Annotated in this window: 24 protein-coding genes, 1 tRNA gene and 2 pseudogenes; 8 read left to right on the top strand and 19 right to left on the bottom strand. The window is 55.5% G+C overall.

Going from position 1 to position 24,493, the window contains the following annotated elements:
- Positions 1-95 precede the first annotated feature (95 nt).
- The 4 genes from ABVT36_RS15195 to ABVT36_RS15210 all read left to right on the top strand — a co-directional run bounded on the left by ABVT36_RS15195 (position 96) and on the right by ABVT36_RS15210 (position 4,297).
- Positions 96-1,304 carry a saccharopine dehydrogenase C-terminal domain-containing protein gene (locus ABVT36_RS15195; protein ID WP_368457300.1) on the top strand — a complete coding sequence of 403 codons (1,209 nt, stop codon included), beginning with the start codon at positions 96-98 and terminating at the stop codon, positions 1,302-1,304.
- A gap of 67 nt (positions 1,305-1,371) precedes the next feature.
- On the top strand, positions 1,372-2,565 hold the full coding sequence (gene nspC / locus ABVT36_RS15200) for a carboxynorspermidine decarboxylase (RefSeq protein ID WP_368457302.1): 1,194 nt from the start codon (positions 1,372-1,374) through the stop codon (positions 2,563-2,565).
- Positions 2,566-2,602: 37 nt separating this feature from the next.
- A complete protein-coding gene (gene speB, locus ABVT36_RS15205) occupies positions 2,603-3,478 on the top strand; it encodes an agmatinase (RefSeq protein WP_367151512.1) in 876 nt (291 codons plus the stop codon).
- A 147-nt stretch (positions 3,479-3,625) separates the two neighbouring features.
- On the top strand, positions 3,626-4,297 hold the full coding sequence (locus tag ABVT36_RS15210) for a DUF6515 family protein (RefSeq protein ID WP_368457304.1): 672 nt from the start codon (positions 3,626-3,628) through the stop codon (positions 4,295-4,297).
- A 161-nt stretch (positions 4,298-4,458) separates the two neighbouring features.
- Here the strand turns inward: ABVT36_RS15210 and ABVT36_RS15215 are convergent, their stop codons facing one another.
- The 6 genes from ABVT36_RS15215 to rpsF form a co-directional block, all read right to left on the bottom strand.
- A complete protein-coding gene (locus ABVT36_RS15215; RefSeq protein WP_368457306.1) occupies positions 4,459-5,562 on the bottom strand; it encodes a winged helix-turn-helix domain-containing protein in 1,104 nt (367 codons plus the stop codon).
- Between the two features lie 34 nt (positions 5,563-5,596).
- The gene (gene dnaB, locus ABVT36_RS15220; RefSeq protein ID WP_368457308.1) at positions 5,597-7,036 is read right to left on the bottom strand and encodes a replicative DNA helicase; all 1,440 of its coding nucleotides are present in this window, start codon (positions 7,034-7,036) and stop codon (positions 5,597-5,599) included.
- A 108-nt stretch (positions 7,037-7,144) separates the two neighbouring features.
- Positions 7,145-7,591, bottom strand: a complete 447-nt coding sequence (gene rplI / locus ABVT36_RS15225; RefSeq protein WP_367151507.1) for a 50S ribosomal protein L9 — start codon at positions 7,589-7,591, stop codon at positions 7,145-7,147.
- Between the two features lie 37 nt (positions 7,592-7,628).
- Positions 7,629-8,462 (bottom strand): hypothetical protein, encoded by an 834-nt coding sequence (locus ABVT36_RS15230; RefSeq protein ID WP_367151506.1) that lies wholly within the window; start codon positions 8,460-8,462, stop codon positions 7,629-7,631.
- A 35-nt stretch (positions 8,463-8,497) separates the two neighbouring features.
- The gene (gene rpsR, locus ABVT36_RS15235) at positions 8,498-8,728 is read right to left on the bottom strand and encodes a 30S ribosomal protein S18 (protein WP_020411626.1); all 231 of its coding nucleotides are present in this window, start codon (positions 8,726-8,728) and stop codon (positions 8,498-8,500) included.
- Between the two features lie 11 nt (positions 8,729-8,739).
- Entirely contained in the window at positions 8,740-9,192 is a 453-nt protein-coding gene (rpsF, locus tag ABVT36_RS15240; protein WP_367151505.1) for a 30S ribosomal protein S6, read from the bottom strand.
- 252 nt (positions 9,193-9,444) lie between these two features.
- Here rpsF and ABVT36_RS15245 point away from each other — a divergent pair, with 252 nt between their 5' ends.
- On the top strand, positions 9,445-10,152 hold the full coding sequence (locus ABVT36_RS15245; RefSeq protein WP_367151503.1) for a 2OG-Fe(II) oxygenase: 708 nt from the start codon (positions 9,445-9,447) through the stop codon (positions 10,150-10,152).
- A gap of 36 nt (positions 10,153-10,188) precedes the next feature.
- On the opposite strand, the gene rlmB is transcribed toward ABVT36_RS15245, so the two are convergent.
- Together rlmB and rnr are read right to left on the bottom strand one after the other, a co-directional pair.
- Positions 10,189-10,941, bottom strand: a complete 753-nt coding sequence (gene rlmB / locus ABVT36_RS15250) for a 23S rRNA (guanosine(2251)-2'-O)-methyltransferase RlmB (protein WP_368457309.1) — start codon at positions 10,939-10,941, stop codon at positions 10,189-10,191.
- 3 nt (positions 10,942-10,944) lie between these two features.
- Positions 10,945-13,614: a ribonuclease R gene (gene rnr, locus ABVT36_RS15255; protein WP_368457315.1), complete on the bottom strand. Its 2,670-nt coding sequence runs from the start codon at positions 13,612-13,614 to the stop codon at positions 10,945-10,947.
- 274 nt (positions 13,615-13,888) lie between these two features.
- On the opposite strand from rnr, the gene ABVT36_RS15260 reads away from it, so the two are divergent.
- Positions 13,889-13,975, top strand: a tRNA-Leu gene (locus ABVT36_RS15260).
- 562 nt (positions 13,976-14,537) lie between these two features.
- On the opposite strand, the gene ABVT36_RS15265 is transcribed toward ABVT36_RS15260, so the two are convergent.
- From ABVT36_RS15265 to ABVT36_RS15275, 3 genes are all read right to left on the bottom strand, one after another.
- Positions 14,538-14,948, bottom strand: coding sequence for a hypothetical protein (locus ABVT36_RS15265; protein ID WP_368457310.1), 411 nt, complete (start codon positions 14,946-14,948; stop codon positions 14,538-14,540).
- Positions 14,949-15,521: 573 nt separating this feature from the next.
- Complete coding sequence (locus ABVT36_RS15270) at positions 15,522-16,268, bottom strand: SDR family oxidoreductase (protein WP_368457316.1); 747 nt, start codon at positions 16,266-16,268, stop codon at positions 15,522-15,524.
- Positions 16,269-17,287: 1,019 nt separating this feature from the next.
- Complete coding sequence (locus ABVT36_RS15275) at positions 17,288-18,160, bottom strand: hypothetical protein (RefSeq protein WP_368457311.1); 873 nt, start codon at positions 18,158-18,160, stop codon at positions 17,288-17,290.
- Positions 18,161-18,554: 394 nt separating this feature from the next.
- On the opposite strand from ABVT36_RS15275, the gene ABVT36_RS15280 reads away from it, so the two are divergent.
- A complete protein-coding gene (locus ABVT36_RS15280) occupies positions 18,555-18,791 on the top strand; it encodes a hypothetical protein (protein ID WP_368457312.1) in 237 nt (78 codons plus the stop codon).
- Positions 18,792-18,959: 168 nt separating this feature from the next.
- Here ABVT36_RS15280 and ABVT36_RS15285 read toward each other — a convergent pair whose 3' ends face one another.
- From ABVT36_RS15285 to ABVT36_RS15305, 5 genes and pseudogenes are all read right to left on the bottom strand, one after another.
- The gene (locus ABVT36_RS15285; protein WP_368457313.1) at positions 18,960-19,304 is read right to left on the bottom strand and encodes a hypothetical protein; all 345 of its coding nucleotides are present in this window, start codon (positions 19,302-19,304) and stop codon (positions 18,960-18,962) included.
- A 569-nt stretch (positions 19,305-19,873) separates the two neighbouring features.
- Positions 19,874-20,164: an Imm31 family immunity protein gene (gene imm31 / locus ABVT36_RS15290; RefSeq protein WP_368457317.1), complete on the bottom strand. Its 291-nt coding sequence runs from the start codon at positions 20,162-20,164 to the stop codon at positions 19,874-19,876.
- Positions 20,165-20,194: 30 nt separating this feature from the next.
- Positions 20,195-20,440 (bottom strand): annotated as a pseudogene (locus ABVT36_RS15295) (polymorphic toxin type 17 domain-containing protein); the annotation flags it as partial.
- Positions 20,441-21,257: 817 nt separating this feature from the next.
- Entirely contained in the window at positions 21,258-21,569 is a 312-nt protein-coding gene (locus ABVT36_RS15300) for a hypothetical protein (protein ID WP_367152923.1), read from the bottom strand.
- Positions 21,570-21,581: 12 nt separating this feature from the next.
- Positions 21,582-22,670, bottom strand: a complete 1,089-nt coding sequence (locus ABVT36_RS15305) for an RHS repeat-associated core domain-containing protein (RefSeq protein ID WP_368457318.1) — start codon at positions 22,668-22,670, stop codon at positions 21,582-21,584.
- Here ABVT36_RS15305 and ABVT36_RS15310 point away from each other — a divergent pair.
- On the top strand, positions 22,593-22,934 hold the full coding sequence (locus tag ABVT36_RS15310; protein ID WP_367152909.1) for a hypothetical protein: 342 nt from the start codon (positions 22,593-22,595) through the stop codon (positions 22,932-22,934). The two genes, ABVT36_RS15305 and ABVT36_RS15310, sit on opposite strands and share 78 nt — an antisense overlap.
- 461 nt (positions 22,935-23,395) lie before the next feature.
- On the opposite strand, the gene ABVT36_RS15315 is transcribed toward ABVT36_RS15310, so the two are convergent.
- From ABVT36_RS15315 to ABVT36_RS15325, 3 genes and pseudogenes are all read right to left on the bottom strand, one after another.
- Positions 23,396-23,941, bottom strand: a complete 546-nt coding sequence (locus ABVT36_RS15315) for a hypothetical protein (protein WP_368457319.1) — start codon at positions 23,939-23,941, stop codon at positions 23,396-23,398.
- Between the two features lie 230 nt (positions 23,942-24,171).
- Positions 24,172-24,339 carry a hypothetical protein gene (locus ABVT36_RS15320; RefSeq protein ID WP_368457320.1) on the bottom strand — a complete coding sequence of 56 codons (168 nt, stop codon included), beginning with the start codon at positions 24,337-24,339 and terminating at the stop codon, positions 24,172-24,174.
- 73 nt (positions 24,340-24,412) lie between these two features.
- A pseudogene (locus ABVT36_RS15325) lies at positions 24,413-24,493 on the bottom strand (hypothetical protein); the annotation flags it as partial.

Consider the following 24,493-nt stretch of genomic DNA (forward strand, 5'->3'; position numbering starts at 1 on the left):
CCGCTGGACAGGGCGCGCACCCTTGGGATACAGGCGATTACGGGCAATTTCCCAGGGCGGCGATGCCCTGGCGCAGATGAAAGAGGAGTATGTGCATGGCCAGTGTTTTGATTATCGGCGCCGGTGGCGTGGGACAGGTGGTAGCGCATAAGTGCGCGCAGGTGGAGGAGGTTTTCCAACAGATCACGCTCGCGAGCCGCACCAAAAGCAAATGCGACCGGATAGCGGCCATGCTGCCCCGGAAGATCGATACCGCGGAAGTCGACGCGGACGATGTAGGGGCAATGGTGGCACTGATAGAAAAGGTGAAACCACAGCTGGTCATCAATGTGGCCCTGCCCTACCAGGACCTGCACATAATGGATGCCTGCCTGGAAACCGGTGTGCACTACCTGGACACCGCCAACTATGAACCGCCGGAAGAGGCCAAGTTCGAATACAAATGGCAGTGGGCCTACCAGGAGAGATTCCAGCAGGCCGGCCTGATGGCACTGCTGGGCAGCGGCTTCGATCCCGGTGTGACCAGCGTCTTTACCGCTTACGCGCGCAAGCACCATTTCGACCGCATCCGGACCCTGGATATCATCGACTGCAATGCGGGCGACCACGGCTTGCCCTTCGCAACCAATTTCAACCCGGAAATCAATATCCGCGAGATCACCGCCAACGGCCGTTACTGGGAGAAGGGGCACTGGGTGACCACCAAACCCATGCAGGAGAAGCGGGTGTTCGATTTCCCCGCCGGTATTGGCGAAAAGGATATCTACCTGCTCTACCACGAGGAGCTGGAGTCGCTCTCCAAGCACTTCCCGGAAATCGAACGGGCGCGCTTCTGGATGACCTTCTCCGACAACTATCTCAAGCACCTGGAGGTGCTGCAAAACGTCGGTATGACGGGCATAGAGCCGGTAGAGTTTCAGGGGCGGGAGATAGTGCCGATCCAGTTTCTCAAGACACTGCTGCCGGACCCGGCCAGTCTCGGCCCACTGACCAAAGGCAAGACTTGTATAGGCAATATCGTCCGCGGCACCCCCAAAGGTGCGCAGGAAAGCGACGGGGAAAAAATCTATTACGTCTACAACATCAGCGATCACCAGGCGTGTTACAAAGAGGTAGAGTCCCAGGCGATCTCGTACACTACCGGCGTGCCGGCGATGATTGGGGCCAAGCTGATGCTGGAGGACAAGTGGATGCAACCCGGGGTCTGGAACCTGGAGCAGCTGGACCCGGACCCCTTCATGGCGGACCTGAACCAGTACGGCCTGCCCTGGCAGGAAACCTGGCTGGACCAACCGTTCACTTGATCCGCCGCGCGCCGGTCCCGCCGACCGGCGCCTTTCACCCCAGCCGCTTCGATGGTAGCCGCAACCCATGGACCTGACGCCGCGCAAAGACTACTTTGGAGAATTCGACCCCACCCGTGTGCCCTCGCCCTGTTTTGTGGTGGATGAAGTAGCTCTGCGGGACAACCTGACGCTGCTGGCGGAAGTGCAGGCCCGCAGTGGCGCCAGGGTACTGGCGGCACTCAAGGCATTCTCCATGTTCAGTACCGGGGACCTGGTTGCCCAATACTTGAGCGGTGTCTGTGCCAGCGGCCTGCACGAGGCCAAACTCGCCTATGAGGAGTACGGCGGCCGCGACCTGAACCGCGAAGTGCACGTGTTCAGCGCCGGCTTCAAGGAGCGGGAGCTGCGACAGTTACTGACCTTTGCCCACCATATAGTATTCAACTCCTTCTCCCAGTGGCATAGGTACAAATCCCTGTGTCTGCGCGCACAGCAGTCGCGGCCGGAACTGCGCTTCGGCCTGCGCATCAACCCGGAGCATTCAGAGGGACACACAGCTCTCTACGACCCCTGCGCACCCTGTTCCCGGCTCGGCATAGTGCGCTCACTCTTTTCCGGGGAGGCACTGGACGGTATCACCGGGCTGCATTTTCACACCCTTTGCGAGCAGGACTTCACTCCCCTGGAGCGCACCATCGCCGCGGTGGAGGAGAAGTTTGGGGACCTGATCCCGCGCATGGAGTGGATCAACTTCGGCGGCGGGCACCATATCACCCGCCGGGACTACCAGGTGGACGCATTGGTGGCGGCGGTGCGCGCCTTCCGCGACAAATATGACGTGCAGGTGTACCTGGAGCCCGGCGAGGCCATAGCGCTGTTTGCCGGCGTTCTGGTGAGCGAGGTGGTAGATGTTACCTGGAACGGGCAGGCCCAGGCGATCCTGGATACATCGGCCACCTGCCATATGCCCGACGTGCTGGAGATGCCCTACCGCCCGCAGATCACCGGCGCGGCACGGCCGGGGGAACTGCCCCACGACTACCGGCTGGGGGGCCAGAGCTGCCTGGCGGGGGACACCATTGGCGAGTACAGTTTCGCCGACCCGCTGCGGGTCGGCGACCGGCTGGTATTCGAGGAGATGGCCTACTACACCATGGTCAAGACCAATACCTTTAACGGTATCCAACTGCCGGCCATCGCCCTGTGGAACTCGGATACCGATGCCCTGAAAATCGTCAAACAATTTGGTTACCGGGCGTTCAAGAGCCGGCTGTCATAAACTCCCGTCTCCCGACGCTCCGCTCAAGAGTAGCAATATGTGCCCAGAATCCACCTACCCTATCTTTCTCGGCTCTGAAATAACCCAGCCAGAGGCCCGGCAGGCGCTGTTTCACATACTGCCGATTCCCTACGAGGCGACAGTATCCTACGGCGGTGGCACCGGCCGGGGACCGGCGTCGATACTGGCCGCTTCCTGGCAACTGGAGACTTTTGACAACTTCTCCTCCCCCTGTGACCTGGGCATCTTTACCCATCCCCCGGTGGACGTATCCGGCGATCCGGAGCAGGTGATGGACAGGATCGCCGGCGCCACGGAGGCGGTTTTGCGGATGGGCGGAATGCCAGTGGGCATCGGCGGGGAGCACTCGGTCACCTGGGGGGTGATCAAGGGCTTTCTGGACGCCGGCATCACCGACTTCGGCGTGGTGCAGATCGACGCGCATGCGGACCTGCGCGATCGCTATGAGGGCCAGAAACACAGCCACGCCAGTGTGATGCGCCTGGTGGTGGAGGCGGGCCTGCCGCTGTTCCAGCTGGGCATCCGCGCCTACTGCGAGGAGGAAAAGGAAACCCGTCAGCGATACGGCGTGCACTATCTGGATGCGCACCAGCTGGTGCCCACCAACGTGCAGGACTTCCAGCTGCCGGAGGAATTCCCCTCCAAGGTATTCTTCACGCTGGACGTCGACGGCATAGACCCCTCGGTCTTCCCCTCCACGGGGACGCCGGTGCCCGGCGGACTGGGGTGGTATCAGACCCTGGGCCTGTTCGAGTCCGTGGCCCGGCAGCGGCGGATCATCGGCTTCGACCTGCTGGAGTTCGCCCCTATAGAGGGCTTTCACGCCTACGATTTCGCCGCCGCACAATTGCTGTACAAGCTGATGGGCATAGTGCAGCGCAACCGCCCATAAGGGGTGACAGCCTCTGACAGCTGGCTGAAAGCTACTTTTTCAGCCAGCCGCTAAAGTTCACAATTCTTAACCGGAAACTATGGCGCGATACGCCTCCAGCAGGTTAAACTTTGACCAAAGTAAGTGATCACTCTCCCGGAGACTTCTGTGAAAACGGTCAAAACGCTGCTAGGTGTAATCGCCCTGCTGGCACTGGGGGCCTTTGCGTTTGCGCCACCCGCCGATGCGCGGTCCCCGGGGCACGATCGCCATGGCCACCGGTACCATTCGCACCATCATCATCGCCCCTACCACTACCCATATCGGTACCCCTACCGTTACCACGGCGGCCCGCGTGTTTCCATCGGGTTCACCTTCCCGGTGCTGCCCCAGGGCTTTGTCAGCCTGCGCGTGGGAGGCCACCCCTACTACTACGGCGGCGGCTTTTTCTATCGGCCGAGCCCTGCCGGTTTCGTGGTGGTGTCCGCCCCCCTGGGCGCCTCGGTGGTCACACTGCCGGCGAGCGCGGTACCTGTCACCGTCGGCGGTGCCGTCTTCTACCAGTATGCGGACGCTTTTTACCAGTGGCGGCCCGCCACCGGCACCTACATAGTGGTGCCGCCGCCTCCGGGGCATGTGGTTACGGCCGCGGCCGCTCCGGCTGCAGCGGCACCGGGCACGCCCGGTTCACCCTATACACCGGGCCAGGTACTGGAGACACTACCCGTCGGCTATAGCGCCGAAGTCATCAACGGAATCCAGTACTACCGCTACGGCAACACCTATTTCATACCCACAATGCGCGACGGACGCGAGGTCTTCCTGGTGGTGCGCCTTTAGCAGGTTGTTGAAAAAGGCATCCTGCCTTTTTCAACACACGAAAAGCGAAAAATGTGATTTTCACTTTTCTCCCAAAATCAACGACTTAGGCGTCGCCGATTTTGCCGGAACATCCATATTCCGGTACCAGGCGTCGAAATTCTTCGAATTTCAACAGCCTGCTAGCGGACTCTGGAGGATTTCCGCCAGTCGTCTGCCGCCAACCCATGGAAGCGGGAGAAGTGCCGCAGGGCCAGGCCAAAGCTGGCCTCCAGCGCCGGGCCCGGCCCCTCCCGCCAGTGCACGGATTCGGTGCGCATCAGTCCCGCTTCCCGGTCCGCCTTCAGGTCCACCAGGCCGGCAAACCGGTCGCCATAGAGTATCGGCAAGCAGAAGTACCCATAGCGACGCCTGTGGGCCGGCAGGTAGCACTCCAGCTGGTAGTCGAAGCCGAACAGTCTTTTCAGGCGCTTGCGCTGCAACACCAGCGGGTCGAAGGGCGACAGCAGGCGCACCTTGCGCGCCGGTCTGGCGGGGCTCGGCTGGCCGTCCGCAGTGAGCAGCAGGTCCCCGCCGCAAGGCTGCAGTTCGCCGCTTTTCAACATGGCGGCCACGGCCTGCCGTATCGCCGGCTTGTCGTGGCGGCGCAGATAGGTGATCTCCTCCGGCCGCCCGACCCCCTGGGCGGTGAGAAATGTGCGCACCAGATGGCGGCCATAATCGAGATCGCTGGGGGTTTCCGTGCGGATTCCCGCCGGCAGCAGCCGCTCCGGCAGATCGAACACCTTCTGGAAGCCCTCCCGGTGACTGACCATCAGCTCTCCCTCGTGGAACAGCTGCTCCAGCGCTTTCTTCTCCTCCGACCAGGCCCACCAGCCGCCCTTTGCGCGGACGAAATCGCTCGCCCTGAGGGGCCCCTCGGTGCGGATGCGGTCCAGCACATAGCGGCACAGGCGGGCGTTCTTTTCATACCAGTGCCGCTGCCCGGCGCGGATGCGGTTCATGCGCACCCGGGCGAAGCGATAGTGTTCCATGGGTATGTAGGCGGCGGCGTGGGACCAGTACTCGAAGATCTCCCGCCTCTGTTCCGCAGCGCCGAGATGGTCCTCCCGGTAGCGCGGCAGCCGGGTGTAGAGCTGGTGGTGGTGGGCGCGGGTGATGCGCTGGATGGCGTCCAGCTGCAGGGCGCCCAGGTGGCGGACCAGGGACGGCAGGTCACCGCCCCAGGGCCGGTGTACATGTTGGCGCTCTATGGCTAAGGCGCGCAGGTTTCGCTCGCTCAGCAAGGCCCTTCCCCAGGCAAGTGTGGGCGGGGGAAACTCACTCCCCCTGGTAGTACTCCGGCGCCAGGTTGTCGAAGCGGGTGAACTTGCCGACAAAAGCCGCCCGGCAGGTGCCTATCTCGCCGTTGCGCTGCTTGCCGATAATGAGTTCCGCCATCCCCTTGTCCGGGCTGTCCTCGTTGTAGTACTCGTCCCGATAGATAAACAGTATCACATCCGCGTCCTGCTCGATGGCACCGGACTCCCGCAGGTCCGAGTTCATGGGGCGCTTGTTGGGGCGCTGCTCCACGCCGCGGTTCAACTGCGACAGGGCGATCACCGGGCAGTCGTATTCCTTCGCCAGGCTCTTCAGGGAGCGGGAGATCTCGGAGATTTCCTGAGTGCGCCCTTCGCTGGCGCCCTTGACCTGCATCAGCTGCAGATAGTCCAGCATGATCAGCGCCGGAAGGCTCCTGGCATCCGCCTCTTCGTGGCTGAGCCTGGGGTTCTCCCGCATCAGCATATTGGCGTGTTCGCGCAGGGTGCGCTTGGTGCGCGCCCGCACTTCACTGGGGGACAGCGCCGGCGTGTCGTCGATGTACAGGGGCCGTCCGCGCATTTTCTGCACCGCACCGGACAACTTGGGCCAGTCCTCCTCCTGCAGCTTGCCGTTGCGAATGCGGGTCTGGTCTATGCGCCCGATGGAGGACAGCATCCGCATGATCAGCGACTCCGCCGGCATTTCCATACTGAACACCAGCGTCGGCCGGTCCTGGCTCAGCATGGCTTTCTCAGCGAAGTTGAGCGCCAGCGCAGTCTTGCCCATGGACGGGCGCGCCGCCACAACCACCAACTCGCCGGGCTGCCAGCCGGAGGTGCGCTGATCCAGTTCGGTGAGGCCGGTGCTGAGGCCGGTGAGGTCGCCCTCGGACTTGAACAGCTCGTCGATCCGCTCGACGGTCTTCTTCAGCAGGGCGTCCACCCCGAGAAAGCCGCCCTCCTTGGTGCGCCCCTCGGCGATCTCGGCCACGCGGCGCTCGGCCATCTGCAGCAGGTCCGCCGAGGCCAGGCCGCCGGGATTGAAACTGGTGCGGGAGATTTCACCGGCGGCGGCGATCAGCTGGCGCAGCATCGAGCGCTCGCGCACTATCTTGGCGTAGGCGACGATATTGGCCGCCGACGGCGTGTTTTCAGCCAGCTCCGCCAGGTAGGCCGCGCCCCCCACCTCCGCCAGCAGCTCGCGGCTGGCCAGCGCCTCCGCCAGGGTCACTATATCCAGCGGCTGCTCGGCCTCTGCCAGCTGCGCCATCACCGCGAAGATGCTGCGGTGGCCGGCGACAAAGAAGTCCTCCTCCCCAAGCTGCTCGGCGACACTGTCGAGGCGGCTGGAGTCCAGCATCAGCCCACCCAGTACGGACTGCTCCGCCTCCACCGAATGGGGCAGGGGCGAGGAATCGTCAGCCTGCAAGGCCTGTTCCAGCTCGACGTCTTGGTTCATGGCAGTTATCTGTAGGCACAAACAAAAAGGGCGCCGGACCCATAGGGATCCAGCGCCCGATTGTAGCGCGGCTCGCCGCCCCTGGCAGCTGCCGCAGGCGTCCCCGGCTTACTCGGCTTCGACGATCACCTTGACGGTGGTAATCACATCGGCGTGCAGCTGTACATCGACGTCGTACTCTCCGACTTCCCGCAGCGCACCCTCCGGCAGCTTCACCTCGGCTTTGGCCACCTCGACACCGGCCGCGGTGATCGCATCGGCGATATCGCGGGTGCCGATGGAGCCAAACAGCTTGCCTTCATCACCGGCGTTGGCGGCGATGGTCACAGACACTTCCGCCAGTTGTGCGGCGCGGCCCTCGGCAGTTGCCACCTTGGCCGCGGCGGCGGCCTCCAGTTCGGCGCGCTCGGCTTCGAACTTGGCGACGTTGTCCGCGGTAGCCGCAACCGCCTTGCCCGTGGGCAGGAGGAAGTTGCGACCGAAACCGGCTTTCACTTCCACCCGGTCACCAACATTGCCCAGCTTACCTACTTTATCGAGCAGAATAACTTCCATCTCGGTTTCCTCAATCTCAGTTTTGTGCGATCGCCCGCTATTTCTTGGCAAAACGCTCGCGAATATCTATCCAGCTATCTACCAGTGCCAAACCACAAAGGAAGCCCGCCATTGGCAGTGTCGCCAGTACCAGTGCCACATACATGGCCACCAGGGGACCCCGTCCCCATCCTCGACTGGCCACCTGCCAGTGAATCAGCCCTATGCCGGCCACCACCATCGGCAGGGCCGCCACCGCACCCCAGAAGGCGTACTCCTGGGTGGTCAGGCTGTAGGCCCAGACCAGCATTCCCACCACAGCCAGTGGCAGCGGCATGCGCAGCTGGTGGAACTCCTGGCGAAAACCGCCGGGATTGTACAACAGCGCCTGCCACCAGCGGCCCAGCACCAGCGCCAGAACCACGGTCACCGCCGACATCCAGCTCAGGTATCCGGTGGCAAGGATCTCGCTACCGAATATCTGCCGCAGCTGTGCGGCCTGTTCAGCGCTGGTCTCCTCGGCCGCCTGCAGCAGACTCTCCAGCAAACCGCCGTTGAGCTGCGCATTGAGCAGGATACCTGCTACCGCCACCAGGGTGGCCACCACCAGGGCGACGCTCCAGGAACGGGTGCCCCGCAGGGCCATAGCGGCACAGAAGACCGCGACCAGATGGCCGACCCCGAGGCCCGTCATCAGCGGCGACAGATAACCGCTTAAACCCGCGGTCACCAGTGGCAGCAGCCCCCAGGCCAGTACCATCAGGCCGTCGCTGCTGCCGCGGCGCAGGCTCACCAGGGCCAGTGCCGCCGGGCTGATCAGCGGGATACCCACCATGGTGATGAGTATCGCGCGCACGCGCCCGCGCATGATGAATTCAGCCAGAGCGCGCACGGTCAGATAGCTTCTCTGTTAATGCCCCGGCAGCCCTAGGCTTCGTGGCTGTCCGTGTAAGGCAGCAGTGCCAGGTAGCGGGCGCGCTTGACCGCTGTGGCCAGCTGGCGCTGGTACTTGGCCTTGGTGCCCGTAATACGGCTCGGTACTATTTTGCCGGTCTCGGAGATGTAGGCCTTCAGGGTATCGAGATCTTTGTAATCGATACGCTTTACGCCTTCAGCGGTGAAACGGCAGAACTTGCGACGACGAAAAAAACGTGCCATGTGCTAACCCCTTATTCTTCGCTTGCAGCGTTATCAGAAGACTCGGTTTCCTCCGTGGAAGGCTTTTCCTCCCGCTCGGGGCGCTCAGTGCGCTCGCGACGCTCAGTGCGTTCAGCGCGCGCCGCCTTGCGTTCACGGCTCTCCTTCTCCGCTTTCATGATCGGGCTTTCCTCGGTGATGGCCTCGTCTTCGCGCATCACCAGGTTGCGCAGCACCGCGTCGTTGTAGCGGAAGTTGGTGGTCAGCTCCTGCAGCGCTTCCTCGGTGCACTCGACGTTCATCAGAACGTAGTGCGCCTTGTGGATCTTGTTGATTGGATAGGCCAGGCGGCGGCGGCCCCAGTCTTCCAGACGGTGGACCTGGCCACCGCTGTCCTTGATGGCAGCGGTGTAGCGCTCTACCATACCAGGCACCTGCTCGCTCTGATCCGGGTGGACCAGGAATACAATTTCGTAATGACGCATTTCGGCTCCTTACGGTTTAAGCAGCCCCCCGGACAGTCCGGTGAGGCAAGGAGTACAATGGCCCCGGCTAAACAAGGGGCCCATTGCGGGCGGCGTATTCTATGCATTCGCCCGGTTGGTTGCAAGTTGACCGGCCCCCGCTGAAACGGACCCCTACCGGCAGCCCCGGCCGTCCAGTTGCAGGATCCCGGCCAGTCTTCGTCTCAGCTTATCCCCAGCAGTCGCACGCAACCTTCGGTGCAGGAGAAAACCATGGATTCAATGATTGTGCTGTTCGAGGACATGGCTCCGGCGGACTACTGCGATCGACTGATCGGGCGCTTTCGCGACGATACCCACAAGCAGCCCGGGCGCACCGGCTCCGGCGTCGACCAAAACAAGAAAAACAGTACCGACCTGTATATTTCCTACCTGGACCACTGGCGCGACGAGTGCGCCACCATCAATAAGATGGTCAGCTACGGCTTAATGGCATACTGCCGCCGCTACCCCCATATGCTCACCGGCGCCCTGTCCCCGGCCCTCCTGGACCAGGACACCGGCAAGAGGCACAACCTGGCCAGCGGGGACATTGGCAAGCTGGACGACCGCCAGCTGCAGGCGCTGATCGCGGGCTTTTACCGCCTCGACCAGATCAATTTCCAGCACTATGAGCAGACCCGGGGCGGCTTCTTTCACTGGCACTCGGAGCACTACCCCCACCCCAGTGACCCGGCGCAGAAGTCGCTGCACAGGGTGCTGTTCTGGCTCCTGTACCTGAATGATGTGGAGGAGGGTGGCGAGACGGAATTCTGTTACCAGGGAACCAAAATCAAGCCGCGCCGGGGCCACCTCATACTGTCCCCCTGCGGCTTCACCCACACCCACCGCGGCAATGCGCCGCTATCCGGCGACAAGTATGTCCTCACCTCCTGGGTGATGTATCGGCCGGCGCAGGAACTCTACGCCGGGGGAGCTTGAGCGACAGGGTACGGCTGCCGGGGCGGAAAGCCGGCCTCAGCGCCGCTGCCGCACCGCCTCGAACAGGCACACCCCCGCCGCTACCGACACATTCAGGCTGCTCACCTCGCCCGCCATCGGAATCTTCAGCAGGTAATCGCATTTTTCCCGCGTCAGCCGGCGCAGGCCGCTGCCCTCCGCGCCCATCACCAGTGCCAGCGGGCCGGTGAGCTGGCTCTGGTAAATATCCTGTTCCGCTTCACCCGCGGCCCCGAAAATCCAGACACCGGCCTGCTTCAACTGCTCCAGGGTGCGGGCCAGGTTGGTCACCGTCACGAACGGCAGCACCTCCGCGGCACCGCAGGCCACCTTGCGCGCCGTGGGCGTCAGGCCGGCGGATTTGTCCTTGGGGGCGATCACCGCGTGCACGCCCGCGGCCTCGGCGGAGCGCAGGCAGGCGCCCAGGTTGTGGGGGTCGGTTACACCGTCCAGGATCAACAGAAACGGGGCCTCCCCGCTGGCGGCCAGCTCCTGCAGCAGCTGCCGTAAAAACTGTTCGTCCTGCACCCGGGTCTCGCCCGCGCAAATCGCCACCACGCCCTGGTGGTTGCCCGCCTCGCCCACTTTTTCATCCAGCGTCTGGCGGTCCACAAAGCGCACCGCAATCGCGTTTTTCTCCGCCTGGCTGAGGATTTTCTGCAGGCGCATATCTTTGCGCCCGCGCAGCAGCAACAGCTGCTGCACCTGTTGCGGTGCGCTCTTCAACAGGGCCTGCACCGAGTGCAGGCCGTAAATTAACTGCTCCGACACGATTTATTTCTTCTTACCTTTGGGGGCTTTTTTCTTTTGCGGTTTCTTTTTTTGGCTCTTGCCTTTTTTCTCGGCTTTCTGCGACGCCTTGCGGGCCGCCACCGCCGGGCGTTTGCCGCCCTTGCGCGGGGGCGTACGCCTGGGGCCGCGGCGCCTGCGCGGCTGCTCGTCCCCTTCTGCCTCCGGTTCGGCCGGGGCTTCCGGCTGCGGCGCTACCGGCTCCGCTTCCGTGGCGCCCACCTTGCGCTTGCGAAACGGCGTCGTCGCCGCAACCTCCGCACGCCGGCCCCAGGGACTGGCCTTGCCGCGCGGCTCTCTATCCGCCTTGTCCGCAGCCCCCTCGACCGCCTTGCCGCGCCGGCGCCGCTCCTGCTGGTGTTCCACCGCCAGTTCCATGGCCCGCGCACTGACCTCAGTGTTATCGCGCTTTCGGCGCGGCAACAGCCGCTCCAGTACAAAATCCACCTTGCGCTCTTCCAGGTCCACCCTGGCCACCCTGACCGTGACCGAATCCCCCAGGTGATAGCGCTGGCCGCTGCGCTCGCCGATCAAACGCTGGTGGGCCTGCTCGAAACGATAGTAATCCTTGGGCAGCGAGGAAACGTGAATCAGCCCCTCCACATAGAACTGGTCCAGCTCCACAAACAAGCCGAAACCGGTGACCGCACTGATCACCCCCGGGTAGACCTCGCCCACATGATCCTGCAGGTATTCGCACTTCAGCCAACTCACCACATCCCGCGTCGCGTCGTCCGCGCGGCGCTCGGTCATGGAGCAGTGCTCTCCCAACTGCACCATGGCACCGGTGTCGTAGGGCGTGATTTTTTCCCGCTGCAGCGCCTCCGCGCCCGGAACTGCGTGCACTTTTTCCGCCACAGCCCGCTCGTTGGCGCTGCCGTTGCGAATCAACCAGCGCAGCAACCGGTGCAGCAGCAGGTCCGGATAGCGGCGGATGGGCGAGGTGAAATGCGCATAGGAATCGTAATCCAGGCCAAAGTGGCCGCGATTCTCCGGCTGGTACAGCGCCTGGTTCATGGAGCGCAGCAACATCATCTGGATGATGTGGGCATCCGCGCGCCCCTCTACCTGCTCCAGCAGCGCCTGGAAATCCTTTGGCCGGGGCTCGGCGCCACCTGGCAGGCGCAGGCCCAGCTCACCCAGGTATTCGCGCAAATTGGAGAGCTTTTCCTCCTTGGGCACATCGTGCACCCGGTACAGGCCCGGCTGGCCCGACAGCGTCATCAGCTGCGCCGCGCACACATTGGCCGCCAGCATCGCCTCCTCGATCATCTTGTGGGCGTCGTTGCGGGTGACCGGCACTATGCGCTCTATCTTGCGCTGCGGGTCGAAGAGAATCCGGGTTTCGGTGGTCTCGAAATCGATGGCGCCGCGCCGGTCCCGCGCTCCCCGCAGTGCCCTATAGAGCTGGTGCAAATTGTCCAGGTGCGGTGTCAGCGCGGCGAACTGTTTACGCAATCCGCTGCTGCGGTTGTCCCGCTCGGCCACAATCTGGCCCACCTGGGTATAGGTCAGCCGCGCATAGCTGCGCATCACGCCCTCGAAAAAGCGGAAATTCCGGATCTTTCCATCGCTGCCTATGTGCATTTCGCACACCATGCACAAGCGGTCAACCTCCGGGTTCAGGGAACAGAGGCCGTTGGACAGTTTTTCCGGCAGCATCGGCAACACGAAATCGGGGAAATAGACCGAGTTGCCACGGCTGTGCGCCTCCTGGTCCAGGGCGCTGCCCGGATGCACATAGTGGGACACATCGGCGATCGCCACCAGCAGTTTCCAGCTGTCGTCGGCGGTCATTTCACAGAACACGGCGTCATCGAAATCGCGCGCGTCCTCCCCATCGATGGTCACCAGCGGCAAATGGCGCAGGTCCACCCGCCCCTTCTTGTGGCGCTCCTCCACCTCTTCCGGGATGGCGTCCACCTCCAGCTGCACCGCCGCCGGCCAGGTGTGGGGCAGGCCGTAGTTGCGGATCGCCAGGTCTATCTCCATCCCCGGCGCCAGGTGATCACCCAGCACCTCCACCACCTCCCCCTGGGGCAGCGAATCCCTTCCCGGCTGGGCGATGATATCCACCACCACATACTGGCCGTGACCCGCATCGGCGGTCTTCTCCGCCGCAACCATAACGTCCAGGCTGATGCGCGGATTGTCCGGCCGCACAAAGCAGATACCGTTTTCCCGGAACAACCGCCCCGCCAACTGGCGCGTATTGTGTTGGATAACCCGCACCACCGCCGCTTCCCGCTTGCCGCGGAAGCCCCCCGGCGTTTCCCGCACCAGCACCTCATCGCCGTCAAAAACCTTGCGCATCTGCCGGTGGGAGAGAAACAGGTCCTCGCCCCCCTCCCGCGGGGTAACGAAGCCAAAGCCATCCCGGTGCCCGATCACCCGGCCGCGCACCAGGCTCATCTTTTCCAGCACGCCGAAATCGCCGGCGCGGTTGCTGGCGATCTGGCCGTCGCGGGACATGGCGATCAGGCGCCGCCGCACCCCCTCGCGGCGATCCTCGTCCGCCAGTTCCAACACATCCGCCAGTGTCTCCCAGGACACCGGGCCCGGCTGCCGCTCCAGCAGCTGCAACAGGTATTCGCGGCTGGGAACCGGCTTGTCGTATTTCTCCGCTTCCCGCTCCGCGTGCGGGTCGGCGTCCATAGGGGTCGTATTTCGAGTCAAAATAATATCCGTGGTCCGAATTGGCCTGCCCCTCGGACGGCTCCGGAGCCTTCCGGGGACTTGTGCGCTTGGTGAAGGAGGTCTGAGGGCCGGCAGGTAAAACCGGAAGTTTGCATCTATTGATGAGCAGTATAAGCGATTTGCGCACATTTCCCGACTGCCGTGGGCCGGGACGAAAAAGCCGCAGCAGGTCGTTGACACCCCTGGGACAAGTCTCTATAGTGCGCCTCCTCAACGGTCAACGCCGTTGATTGCCCAGGTGGCGGAATTGGTAGACGCGCTAGCTTCAGGTGCTAGTGACCTAACGGTCGTGGAAGTTCAAGTCTTCTCCTGGGCACCAAACTCCCCTTTCACAAATCAGCAAACTGACACTCTTCAGCCCTCCGGCGCACCCCAGCCCCGCTCTTCGACCCCATCGACAACTGAGCCCACTTCCCTTACCTATAACGCCCCAACAGTAACCGCATACCACTGAACACAGGGCAGCTGCTTCGGCTCACCCCACAGCAGATTCCGCTGGCAAGCGAATAGAGCAATTTAACCCACTAAATCACCCATTCTTGCTACCACCCTTTCAGCTCTTGCAGAAGTCGCCTCAACCCAAGGTGAGACCTTCTGCACTACCTTGCACCCAGGCTGATCCACTTTAGTCGATAAGCGAACCTGAAATAGATTGAGCGGCGTAATTATTTCCGCTTGCTCGCCGGGAAATGGGCCGATGGGCAACGACTGCACTGGCCGCTGATCTTTGTTGGTCTTGGGTCAGGCTATCACGGGGACCAGAGGCCGAATTGGTGCAGATAACTGAACGCGCTTTACCGAGTTCAGCTATCTGCTTCAGGTCGAGGAAATGTACCAGCCTACAAGGAAAAATCGTTAAACTCCTCCTCCAACCTCGTTATTTAAAGAATGACAACCTGAAAGCTTCCGGAGCAAATAATTCTACCAGCAACATCAATAATACGCTGTGAAATATTGACGGCACCTGGAGAGGCCGTTGGTAGAACTTGGACAGAAGTATACAAAGTGGTTGAGGACCCAATAAATCCATACCGATTATTACTAAAAAAACCTGGAAATGCTTGAAAAGTGCTAATTAATCCACCACCCTGAATTGACTGGTCCAAAAAATACTGACCAAAAGCAACATTAGATACGTTGCCAACCAACAATTCGGAATTATTTGCAGGATTGCTTGGGTCTAAATATACCGTTCCACTAGCCATCACGCATGAGGAATATGCTTTTAAAGACCCAAATGCAAGTAGCGACAATATTAGTAGAAATTTAATTTTCATAATTATTTCATCCATGTAAATAATCTTTAACAGTGCAAAACAAAAATACCGCAATATTTATGTTAAGGCAATAAATTCATTGCGCGCGAACAATTACAAAGTTATTTCGCGCCAGTTATGAAATATCACAAATTCTGCTGGGAAACTGAATCGAATGGAAGAAATATCACGCCCGCAAGCCCAGACAGGATTCAGGCTGTTAGGGACACTATCCATACATTCGCTACGGACGACACTTGCGAACTGAGACTACAAGGGAAGGCTTGCAACTAAACAACCAGCTGCCTATAGGTACTGGTCTTGGATAGTAAGTATCATGGCGGCAAGAAGTGAAATTGATCCGCGGAAGATTCACCTCTGTCAAAATCAACCATCCGTTTTGTACAGGAAAGCACGTCAATCCAAGAATAAAAGGGCGCCAGAAATTTATTCCAGCCCCAATAATTTTTAAGGTCTTTATGTGATGCCAGCCTTCAATTCGATCTGACCCTTATGCGGGACAGCGATATCGAATAAACGTGCGGCTATACACGAAATCAGGTCGGGTTTTACGACAGCGGTTTTCAAATTTCTTCTGTCCTATCGGGCTTAAAATTCCTGGACAGTTGGGCGGATAACGATTTCGTTGATATCGACATCAGCTGGCTGCTCAATCGCATAAGCAATCGCACGTGCTACAGAATCAGACGGGATTTCGTTATTCTCATAGAATTCCCTGACAAAGGCGGAGCTGTCTTCATGGGACGACCCATATTTCAATTCAGATTCAACGGCCCCAGGTTCAATGGATGTTGTGCGGATTTTACCGCCAACTTCATGGCGCAAGCCTTCACTGATTGCCCGCACCGCAAATTTTGTGCCGCTGTACACTGTCCCGCCAGGGCTAAAGACCTTAATCCCTGCCACAGAAGAAATATTAATAAAATGTCCGCTTTCCTGTTTTTCGAAGACAGGCAAGGCTGCTGCTACCCCATAAAGAACGCCCTTGATATTGATATCAATCATACGATCCCATTCATCGGTATTGCATTCTGACATTGGCGCAATTGACATTAACCCGGCGTTATTGACGATGACATCCAGACGTCCGAAACTGCTGGTCGCTTTTTGCACAAGCTTCAAAACCTCACTTTTTACTGTTACATCCGTGACCAAATAATCAGCCTCACCGCCTGCACCCCTAATATCATTGACAATAGCTGCCAGCTTATCTTCCCGGCGTGCACCTAACATAATTTTTGCACCTAACGACGCCAAATGACGCGAGGTTGCCTCACCCAGCCCACTGCTGGCACCAGTAACAACGACAACTTTTCCTTCAATATTGTTTCCCATAGCGGCCTCTCCTTCGTTTGCTTGCCAAATATCAGTCATATAAAATAGAAGTTTCCTAGCACCACAACAAGTCCAATTCCTGCATTAGGATTGCCTATTTCTGTGCTTGAATTCAATTCCTTAATGCAGCAGCCGTATCGATGCCAAAAAACACTTGATTCGGTGCGTTCATATCAAGACATTTCCCCGAGGCCCTTAATCTGGCATTAAGGCGCAGCCATCCTACTCCGGCAACTTCTCAACGCCTTGGATTCAGATGAAGGGTCACGGGCTGCGCCAAGCGAGCTTTGAGATCAATATCGAAACTAAGCCCACTTCCCTTACCTTTAACTCACCCAAAACTCACCATAAACCCCTGAACACAGGCCAGCTGCTCCGCTCACTCGACAGCAAGATTCGCAGACAAATGAATAAAGCAATTTAACCCACTAGATCACCCGTCCGCGATACCCCCTTATAGTGGCCCTATGGAAGTCGTCTCAATCCAAGGCGGGACCTTCCATACTACAGAACTTCCAAACTGAAAAGGAGCTGGCCCTCATGGCCAAGAAATTCACCGTCAACCTACTCAGCAGCGCCCAGGAAGTACGCCTAGCAGGCTGCTGAATTTCAAAAAAATTTCGACGCCTGCTACCAGAATATGGATATTCCGGAAAAATCAGCGACGCTTTAGTCGTTGATTTTGGGAGAAAAGTGAAAATCACATTTTTCGCTTTTCATGTTTTGAAATAGGCAGGATGCCTTTTTCAACAACTTGCTAGAGGAGATAGAACGGGGCAAGTATTACGGCTACTAGCTGCGGTATGGATCGATGGGAAGCGCCTGGATCAGCTGCTTATAGGCGCTGACCCCGGGTATGAGTATCATGGGGACACGAGACGGAACTGATGCGGGAGCTGATCTCACTTTATTGAAATCAGCCACACGCTTCTAACGAAATAAATACATCAGGCTAAAAGTAAAAAACCACCAAAATTATACTCAAAACCTATCATTTACTCAAAGACTGAAAGGGAAACTTAATCAGCGCTTTTTGTGAAATACAGGCTGTCTTTCACTCGAGTTTCAGCGCTTGAATCAGTTACATACCAGATCAGCTCATAATCCCCAGCCTCAAACCAAGCTGGTATGTTGAGATAAGTTCTAGTAAAGTCCTTTGCCTCAGAATAATTCAACACGATATCTCGTGATTTATGAATGGGATAAGCATCCCCGTTGGGGAATTTGAGTACACTCCATTGTTTTAGTGTAACCAACGATTGTGTAGAGTCTAAATTGCGAATACTTGCATCATAATTGACTCTTCCTCCGTAGGAGGGAACAGAAAATTGAGCAGGCTCGTCAAGCATAACCGCCAACTGAGTATCAGAGACGTCACCCTCGACAACCAGCTCAAAGTCCCAGAACTCCATATGACCACCGGACACCTTGAACGTAAATTCACCTTCCCCATCGAGAAAATTTTTCGCCAAGGGACTATTTGCACCGTCACAAAAGCTGATGCTTCCTATCTGTGGTGAGGGATTGGGATTTTCTGGAGTTGGAGCATAGACGGAATAAACGATCGGCACCGCGAAATATAGAGGAATAGTCAGAATGGAAGGATCTAGAGGCTCGCTCTCGACCCCAAAAACTGCAAAAGTGGCATCTCCATCTTTAGGCTCAGCATTGATGCAAATTTCTTCGATGGAATCGAATTTATAGCCTATATCTAAATCCACCTCGTGCCTAATTCCATCTTCCATCCTAAAGGGAAAGGGTCCACCCAGGTCTATTTTTGTACTGATCGTATCAGCCTGAACCAATGCCGATGCGCAGATTAAAGTCATACCACAGACAGAATTTTTCAACACAGCCTTTTGCAAAGGTTTTTTTATAGTCAGTTCTTTCAAAATTACAATCCTGTATATACATTATGAAATACAACAACACCTCGGACAGCTCCAACCCTGATAAGTCAAGGCCTGCGATCTAATCATCAGCATTTATCACGCACCTTGGGCAGCCCTAAGTTGCTATGAATAACCTTATAGAATGACAGACTCCGAAGTTACTGAGTTGGAAATTTCCGAACTACTATTGTATCATCCTTTTCCATTCCTCTATAATTCTCTTTTAAGTCGCCTCAGATAGACAAATAAATCAAGACATAAGCACCAACTAAAATAATTATGTCAGCAAATAGTATTTAACGTGAATAAATAAACTACTAGCCCGCTTTTCCCAAGACTTGACAACCAGTACCGTTGGTATAGGCCTGCGAGATAAATATTATGGGAGAGAGAGGTGAAACTGGTGCGGGGGCTGATCTCACTTTATCGAAATCAGCCACCCGCTTCTAATGGAAGAAATACATCAGACCACACGAAAAAAGTGCCAAAATCTTACTCCGATCTAAATGGCATTTACTTAATACAGGCTCAGGAAAGCGACCGGCGAGCTGCCGGAGTGAGCAGCTTTCTCACTCCGATCCTATTTTTTAGTTCTGTCGATATTTTTCATTTTCATCACAAAAAAAAATGAGGCTAAAGATTATCCAGACAATAAATACTGCAATTGGTATCCAACCGAACTGTCCCAAATCAACTCTAAAAAAATAGGTCGAATACGTTACCAACCCAAAAAAACCACTCAAGAAAAATCGATAGGAAAAAAGCTTTTTTAAATAAATTAATACAGATTTCATAATCACTAAAACCCCGATGGGCCTTGCCGCCTTCTAACGATAACCCCCTCACCATTAACTATAGTTTGTGTAATAATAAGATTTTGAAGACCACTATCATTGTGGAATCCCGTTACAAAATCTGCACTAATCTCCTGGATTATCGTATCTCCTACCTGTAAAGCATAATCAACCTGAGGATCGCCAAGGACTCCTTTAGCTGTAGCGGTACCTGCTAATACTGTAACCACAACCCCGCCTATAGCAGTGCCAAGCAAACTTAATGTCGTCGTCTTCACTGCGGTTCGCAAATTGTTCAGTGTCTGGTGCTTTGCAATCTGCTCTGGTGTTTTGAATGTTTGTGAGCGCATTGCACATACGCCAGAATTACACGCTAATAGCTCGAAAAAGCCACCAACTGTATTCTTTTGTGCATTACCGTAAACAGCTATGCAATCCCCATCTGGACCACATTCAAAATTATTCGCACCTGGCGGCTTTACTGCCTCGGAATCCTCATCGTTTTCACTGCCCGAGGTACTGTTACCGGGTCCATGGACCACACGAAAAAAGTGTCAAAATCTTACTCCGATCTGAATGGCATTTACGCAATACAGGCTCAGGAAAGTGCCAAGCGACTGGCGAGCTGCCGGAGTGAGCAGCTTTCTCACTCCGGCCCTAATCTTTAATTCTGTCGATATTTTTCATTTTCACCACAAAAAAAGCGAGGCTAACGATTACCCAAACCACCAATATCGCAATTGTCACCCAGCCAAACTTTCCCGTATCTACCCGGAAAAGAAGACTGAGCCGATTATCAACCCATAAAAACCACAAGTGAAATACGGATAAGAAAAAAGGTTTTTCAAGTAAACATATGCCAATTTCATATTGAAGCTGCCAGATTAGCTGCGTTGCTTGCCGCACGCATATAACTGCATTAAGAATTTTTCAGTTTCCCCTCTCCAGTTTTACTATCAACTTCAATAATTACTGAATCACCGTCATAAAAGTCTTCTCTAGCCATTGCCGTACCGGTAGATTCAAGTTCTGCTTCCATAACATCCCAACATTCTTCCGATTCAAATATGTGAACTGAATAAGACCATTCGCCTTGATCATTTTCAGCCCGCCCCAAAATGGCACCCTTTTTCCCATTTATTTCTGAAAGAGCTTCACGATCAGTCTTAACCAAAACTACGTCATAGAAATCATATAATGCTAGCATCATGAACCTACCTATGTGTAGCCCATCCAAAGAAATATTTACGTGGCTACCTTCCCGCGTGGCCCACCCCAATTTTTTTCGACCAGTTCTAGAAAGTTGAACATCCCACTCAAACGCCTGCCCTTTAGTCCTGGACGGCCCTCGAGTCCACTCATTACCAAAGCGATCAATAAACCCATTATTTGGTCCTCCCACCAAGCGAGTTTTGAGGTCAAGTCGCCAGTCAGGGGGATGAAGCGGTGTTTGGTATTGACTGCTGGATAAGTGTCTTAAAGACAAAGACCCGGCAGATTACTCTACCGGGGCTTTGGTGGTTTTGCTTACTAAGCTATAAGGCTTAGTGCCACCAAGCTAGCAATCTAACTCACGATAAGCCAAACGACAAAAAACACAAGAAGGAACCCTAAAATTTTGTAATTTTTTGCTTTCTTGGAAGCCGTATACTCTTCCGCTGTTGCACAAACAGGGGAAAGTAGAAAAAACTCCACAAAGTAGATTAGCAACCAACCCCCACTCAAACTTAATACAAATAATGGCAGGTTTACTGATACCTTAGAAATCCAAAACATAAAAATAAATGGAAAAGCAGCCACACAAAGGCATAAATATAGATAAGAAAATTTGTGCGGAGTTTGACAATAAGCTTGACAACCCCTGCACTGACACTCAAAGCCTGCTCTCACTAGAACAGCCTTTGCTCCTAGACTTGAATCACAGTTACCGCATCGAGAGTCAACAATATTCATTTATGGGCCCTCACCTATAAGCGCACCTTCGATCAACTGATTCAACTGCACTCCAGAACCGTAGGTTTGTGAGGCCCGCAATGCCCTACCACTTAACCCCATAATTGCCAAGCCAGCTCCATAAGGCGATGTGTAATAAGATATTCCAACTCCCAAGCCAATCCTCCCTATAAGCATGCTGAAAATAAACCCCAGCAGATTACTCTGCCATGGCTTTGATAATTTTCATTCTCGGGAAAGAAGATTATCGACTGCGATTGCAAGACTCTATAGGCATTGTAAGAGCTAACAACATTGCTACCCATCTAAAAGAATCCCCTGCAAGTAAGCTTGCCAATTTTCTAGGAATATCAAGTTTTACTGCGTTTCCCAAAGAACTTCTTAGGTGTTGGTTTTGCGATGAGGGGAGCAAAAAATAACCGTATCAATAAAACCAAAATAATACAAACCGCCAATGGAGTTACTGTTAAAAAATAAAAAGATACATATACCGATAATAGAACTGCCGCACCTTCCAAAGTCAGATAAAGCAATTTTGAAAATCCTGCAATCAGATAATTCGTACCACAACTTAAACATCTAGCACCATCACCAGTCAGACTAGCTAGTGCAGCCATTGGCGGAATTTTATATTTCTTACACGTTTTACAATATGCGCCCATTTATAAAACCCACTAATCTTGACCAGAGAGAAAAGTGTTAACAAGATTACCCAATCTGCGTTCTGCATAACCTCGTACCATGGTATCTGAAATCTGCGGCAATATCGGTCGATTATAATCAACAGTGGAAACATTCAAATTCAGTTCTGACGCTAGGGATTCAATACCATAGTACACATCCCCCATACCAGCCACGATTCCAAATGATGGCCCTGCCCCAGCCCCACCTATGGCAACACCACTTAAAAGCCCTGTAAGTTGGCGACCCGCTATAATCTCTCCACTTTCTAACAACTTATTACCACCCTCCTTAATTTGCGTTTGATTTGTATGTAACGCAATTCCTAATGCTTCCCCAAGCAGCATGTGCTCCACTGTATTCGCTTGAACAGCCTCTCCTGCACCAGCTCCTCCCAGGATTCTGTTCTCATGTCGAGTGTATCTATATAAACCCCTGAAAAAGGATCCCACTCCACGGAAAAATCTCCCCCCACCCTCTTGTGTCTTCGAATTCCCTCTAACTACCACTTCTTCATCATAAGGAGTCCCCGCGGGAGACACTTTACTATCCTCGGTATCATCTTCACTTCCCGCGTCATCAGAAGACGAGTCCGAACTACTGGCAGAGGAAGTTTGTGAGACATACCGGTAACGTTCTCCTGTTGAATTTGATGGCCCGCCATTCGTCAAAGTCGAAAGATTCGTTGGTGAGATTTCTCTCCATCCGCCACCACCTCGCGACGTAAATGGGCTTCTTTCTGATTTGTCAGTGACCTCTACGCCTTCCACTGACTCACCTCCAACATCACCACCGCCACCACCATCCAGGTGGACTTCATCATCCTCTTCAGTTACAAAGCCCGTAGGATCTGTAAAACCCACCGGGTTGTTGAAAGCGTAACTGTAACGATTCCAGCTCTGACTGAAGGTCGGTGCCTGCACTAAGGGATCCGGACTCAGGAATCTCCCCAAGGTCGGATCATATATCCGCCCGTTCATATGGATCAGGCCGGTCCTGTCCAGATGCTCGTGGCCGGTGTAGCCGCGCCGGGTGGTGAGGCCCTGGGCGGCGAGCAGATCCTCCAGCTGCTGCTGGGTCAGGTCGCCACTCCAGTCGCCCTGGCGGCGGCTGCCATCGGGATTGAAAGCGGTGCTGAGAATCTCCGCGCCTGTGTCATCGGTAACTTTTTCTACAGAACCCAGATGACCCCGATGCAGGTACTGGTATTCACCGCTGGTGCTGCTGAGATCCTGAATGGCGATATGCTGCACGCCGTCGCTGAGCCGGGTTTTGCGGATGGCGAGGATAGCGGCATCGGCGGGAACCTGTTCCTCTTTACTCTCACCCCAATTATTCTGCTCTGACCCCAATTATTCTGATGAGCAAGGCAAGGACACGGCGTTTCGGGTAATCTTGGAGCGCTATCCATTAACAGTTAGCGCCCCTCTTTAACTAAAAAACAAAATACGCGACTATCATTAAGATTACAAACAATCCGCCCCAAACTAGCCGAGCAGAAAAATCTAAGCTTTTAGATCTAGTATACTCATCCTTGGTTTCAGACCTAATTCCTATAAACTTCACCTCAATAATGCGTATAAAAAATAGAAAAATACAAACAATCCCGAAAGAAAAAAATAAATAGAGCCACTCTTTTTTAATCGAAAGAAAAAGCGAAACTACAAGTAAGAGAACACCAAATATTACCATGAGGGGTTCTGAAACCGGAGTTTTAACATACACGAACTTACCACAAGAAGGGCAATGTGCAGGTTTAGAAAGCGTAGCGACTATGACACGCAAGGCATTTAACCTATTACCACAATCACATATCATTTTGAGCCCCCATTACAACAGCATTAACCAAATGTGCTCCCGTTAATGCATCACCGTGCATTTCGGACATTTGAAGCATATTACCAGCAACAGCCACAGCCCCTATCCCGATCTTCAAATATATTCGTCCGGGCATTTTACTAAGGCCATATGCAGCTGCTGCCCTTCCCGTGACATAGCCCTCAGCCGTGTTAGATGCTGATGACAACACAAGGGCGGTCATAGCCTCATCAAGGGTAAGATCATAAAGTGCCAAACCGATTCGTCCGGCCTCATCACTGATATATTGGTGGGTGGAGGCACACTCTGATGACCAAGCTGAGCAAACATTACTTGCCCAATATGATCCGCCGTATCCAATAGCTTTGACAATACCAGCACCCAATGATTTAAATCCTTTTCCAAAACCTCGCCAAAATCCAACTAGCCTATCAAGTTCACGAGCTCCGTACCCGATGGAGATAAAGGCCTTTTGTGCATTCGAATCCCCCCTAACTACCACTTCTTCATCATAAGGAGTCCCCGCGGGGGACACTTTACTATCCTCGGTATCATCTTCATTTCCCGCGTCATCAGAAGACGAATTCGAACTACCCGAAGAGGAAGTTTGTGAGACGTAAAAGTAACCTCCACCTCCGCCTGACCGCCCACCACCTGTCAAAGTCCTGAGGTTTCTCCATGAAATTGATTTCCACCTACCACCACCTCGCGAAGTAAATGGACTTCTGAATTTCTTTGGCTTTTTCCCCCTGACGGGTAACGTATCTATTGGCCGCTTTTCGTGCGGTACAATTTGACCACCACCTTCACCGCCACCGCCATCGCCACCGCCATCGCCACCGCCACCGCCACCGCCACCGCCACCGCCACCGCCACCGCCACCGCCACCGCCATCGCCACCGCCACCGCCATCCATGTGTTTCTCATCATCATCTTCAGTTACAAAGCCCGTAGGATCTGTAAAACCCACCGGGTTGTTGAAAGCGTAGCTGTAACGATTCCAGCTCTGACTGAAGGTCGGTGCCTGCACTAAGGGATCCGGACTCAGGAATCTCCCCAAGGTCGGATCATATATCCGCCCATTCAT

The organism is Microbulbifer sp. TYP-18, assembly GCF_040932045.1.
Taxonomy (GTDB): Bacteria; Pseudomonadota; Gammaproteobacteria; order Pseudomonadales; family Cellvibrionaceae; genus Microbulbifer.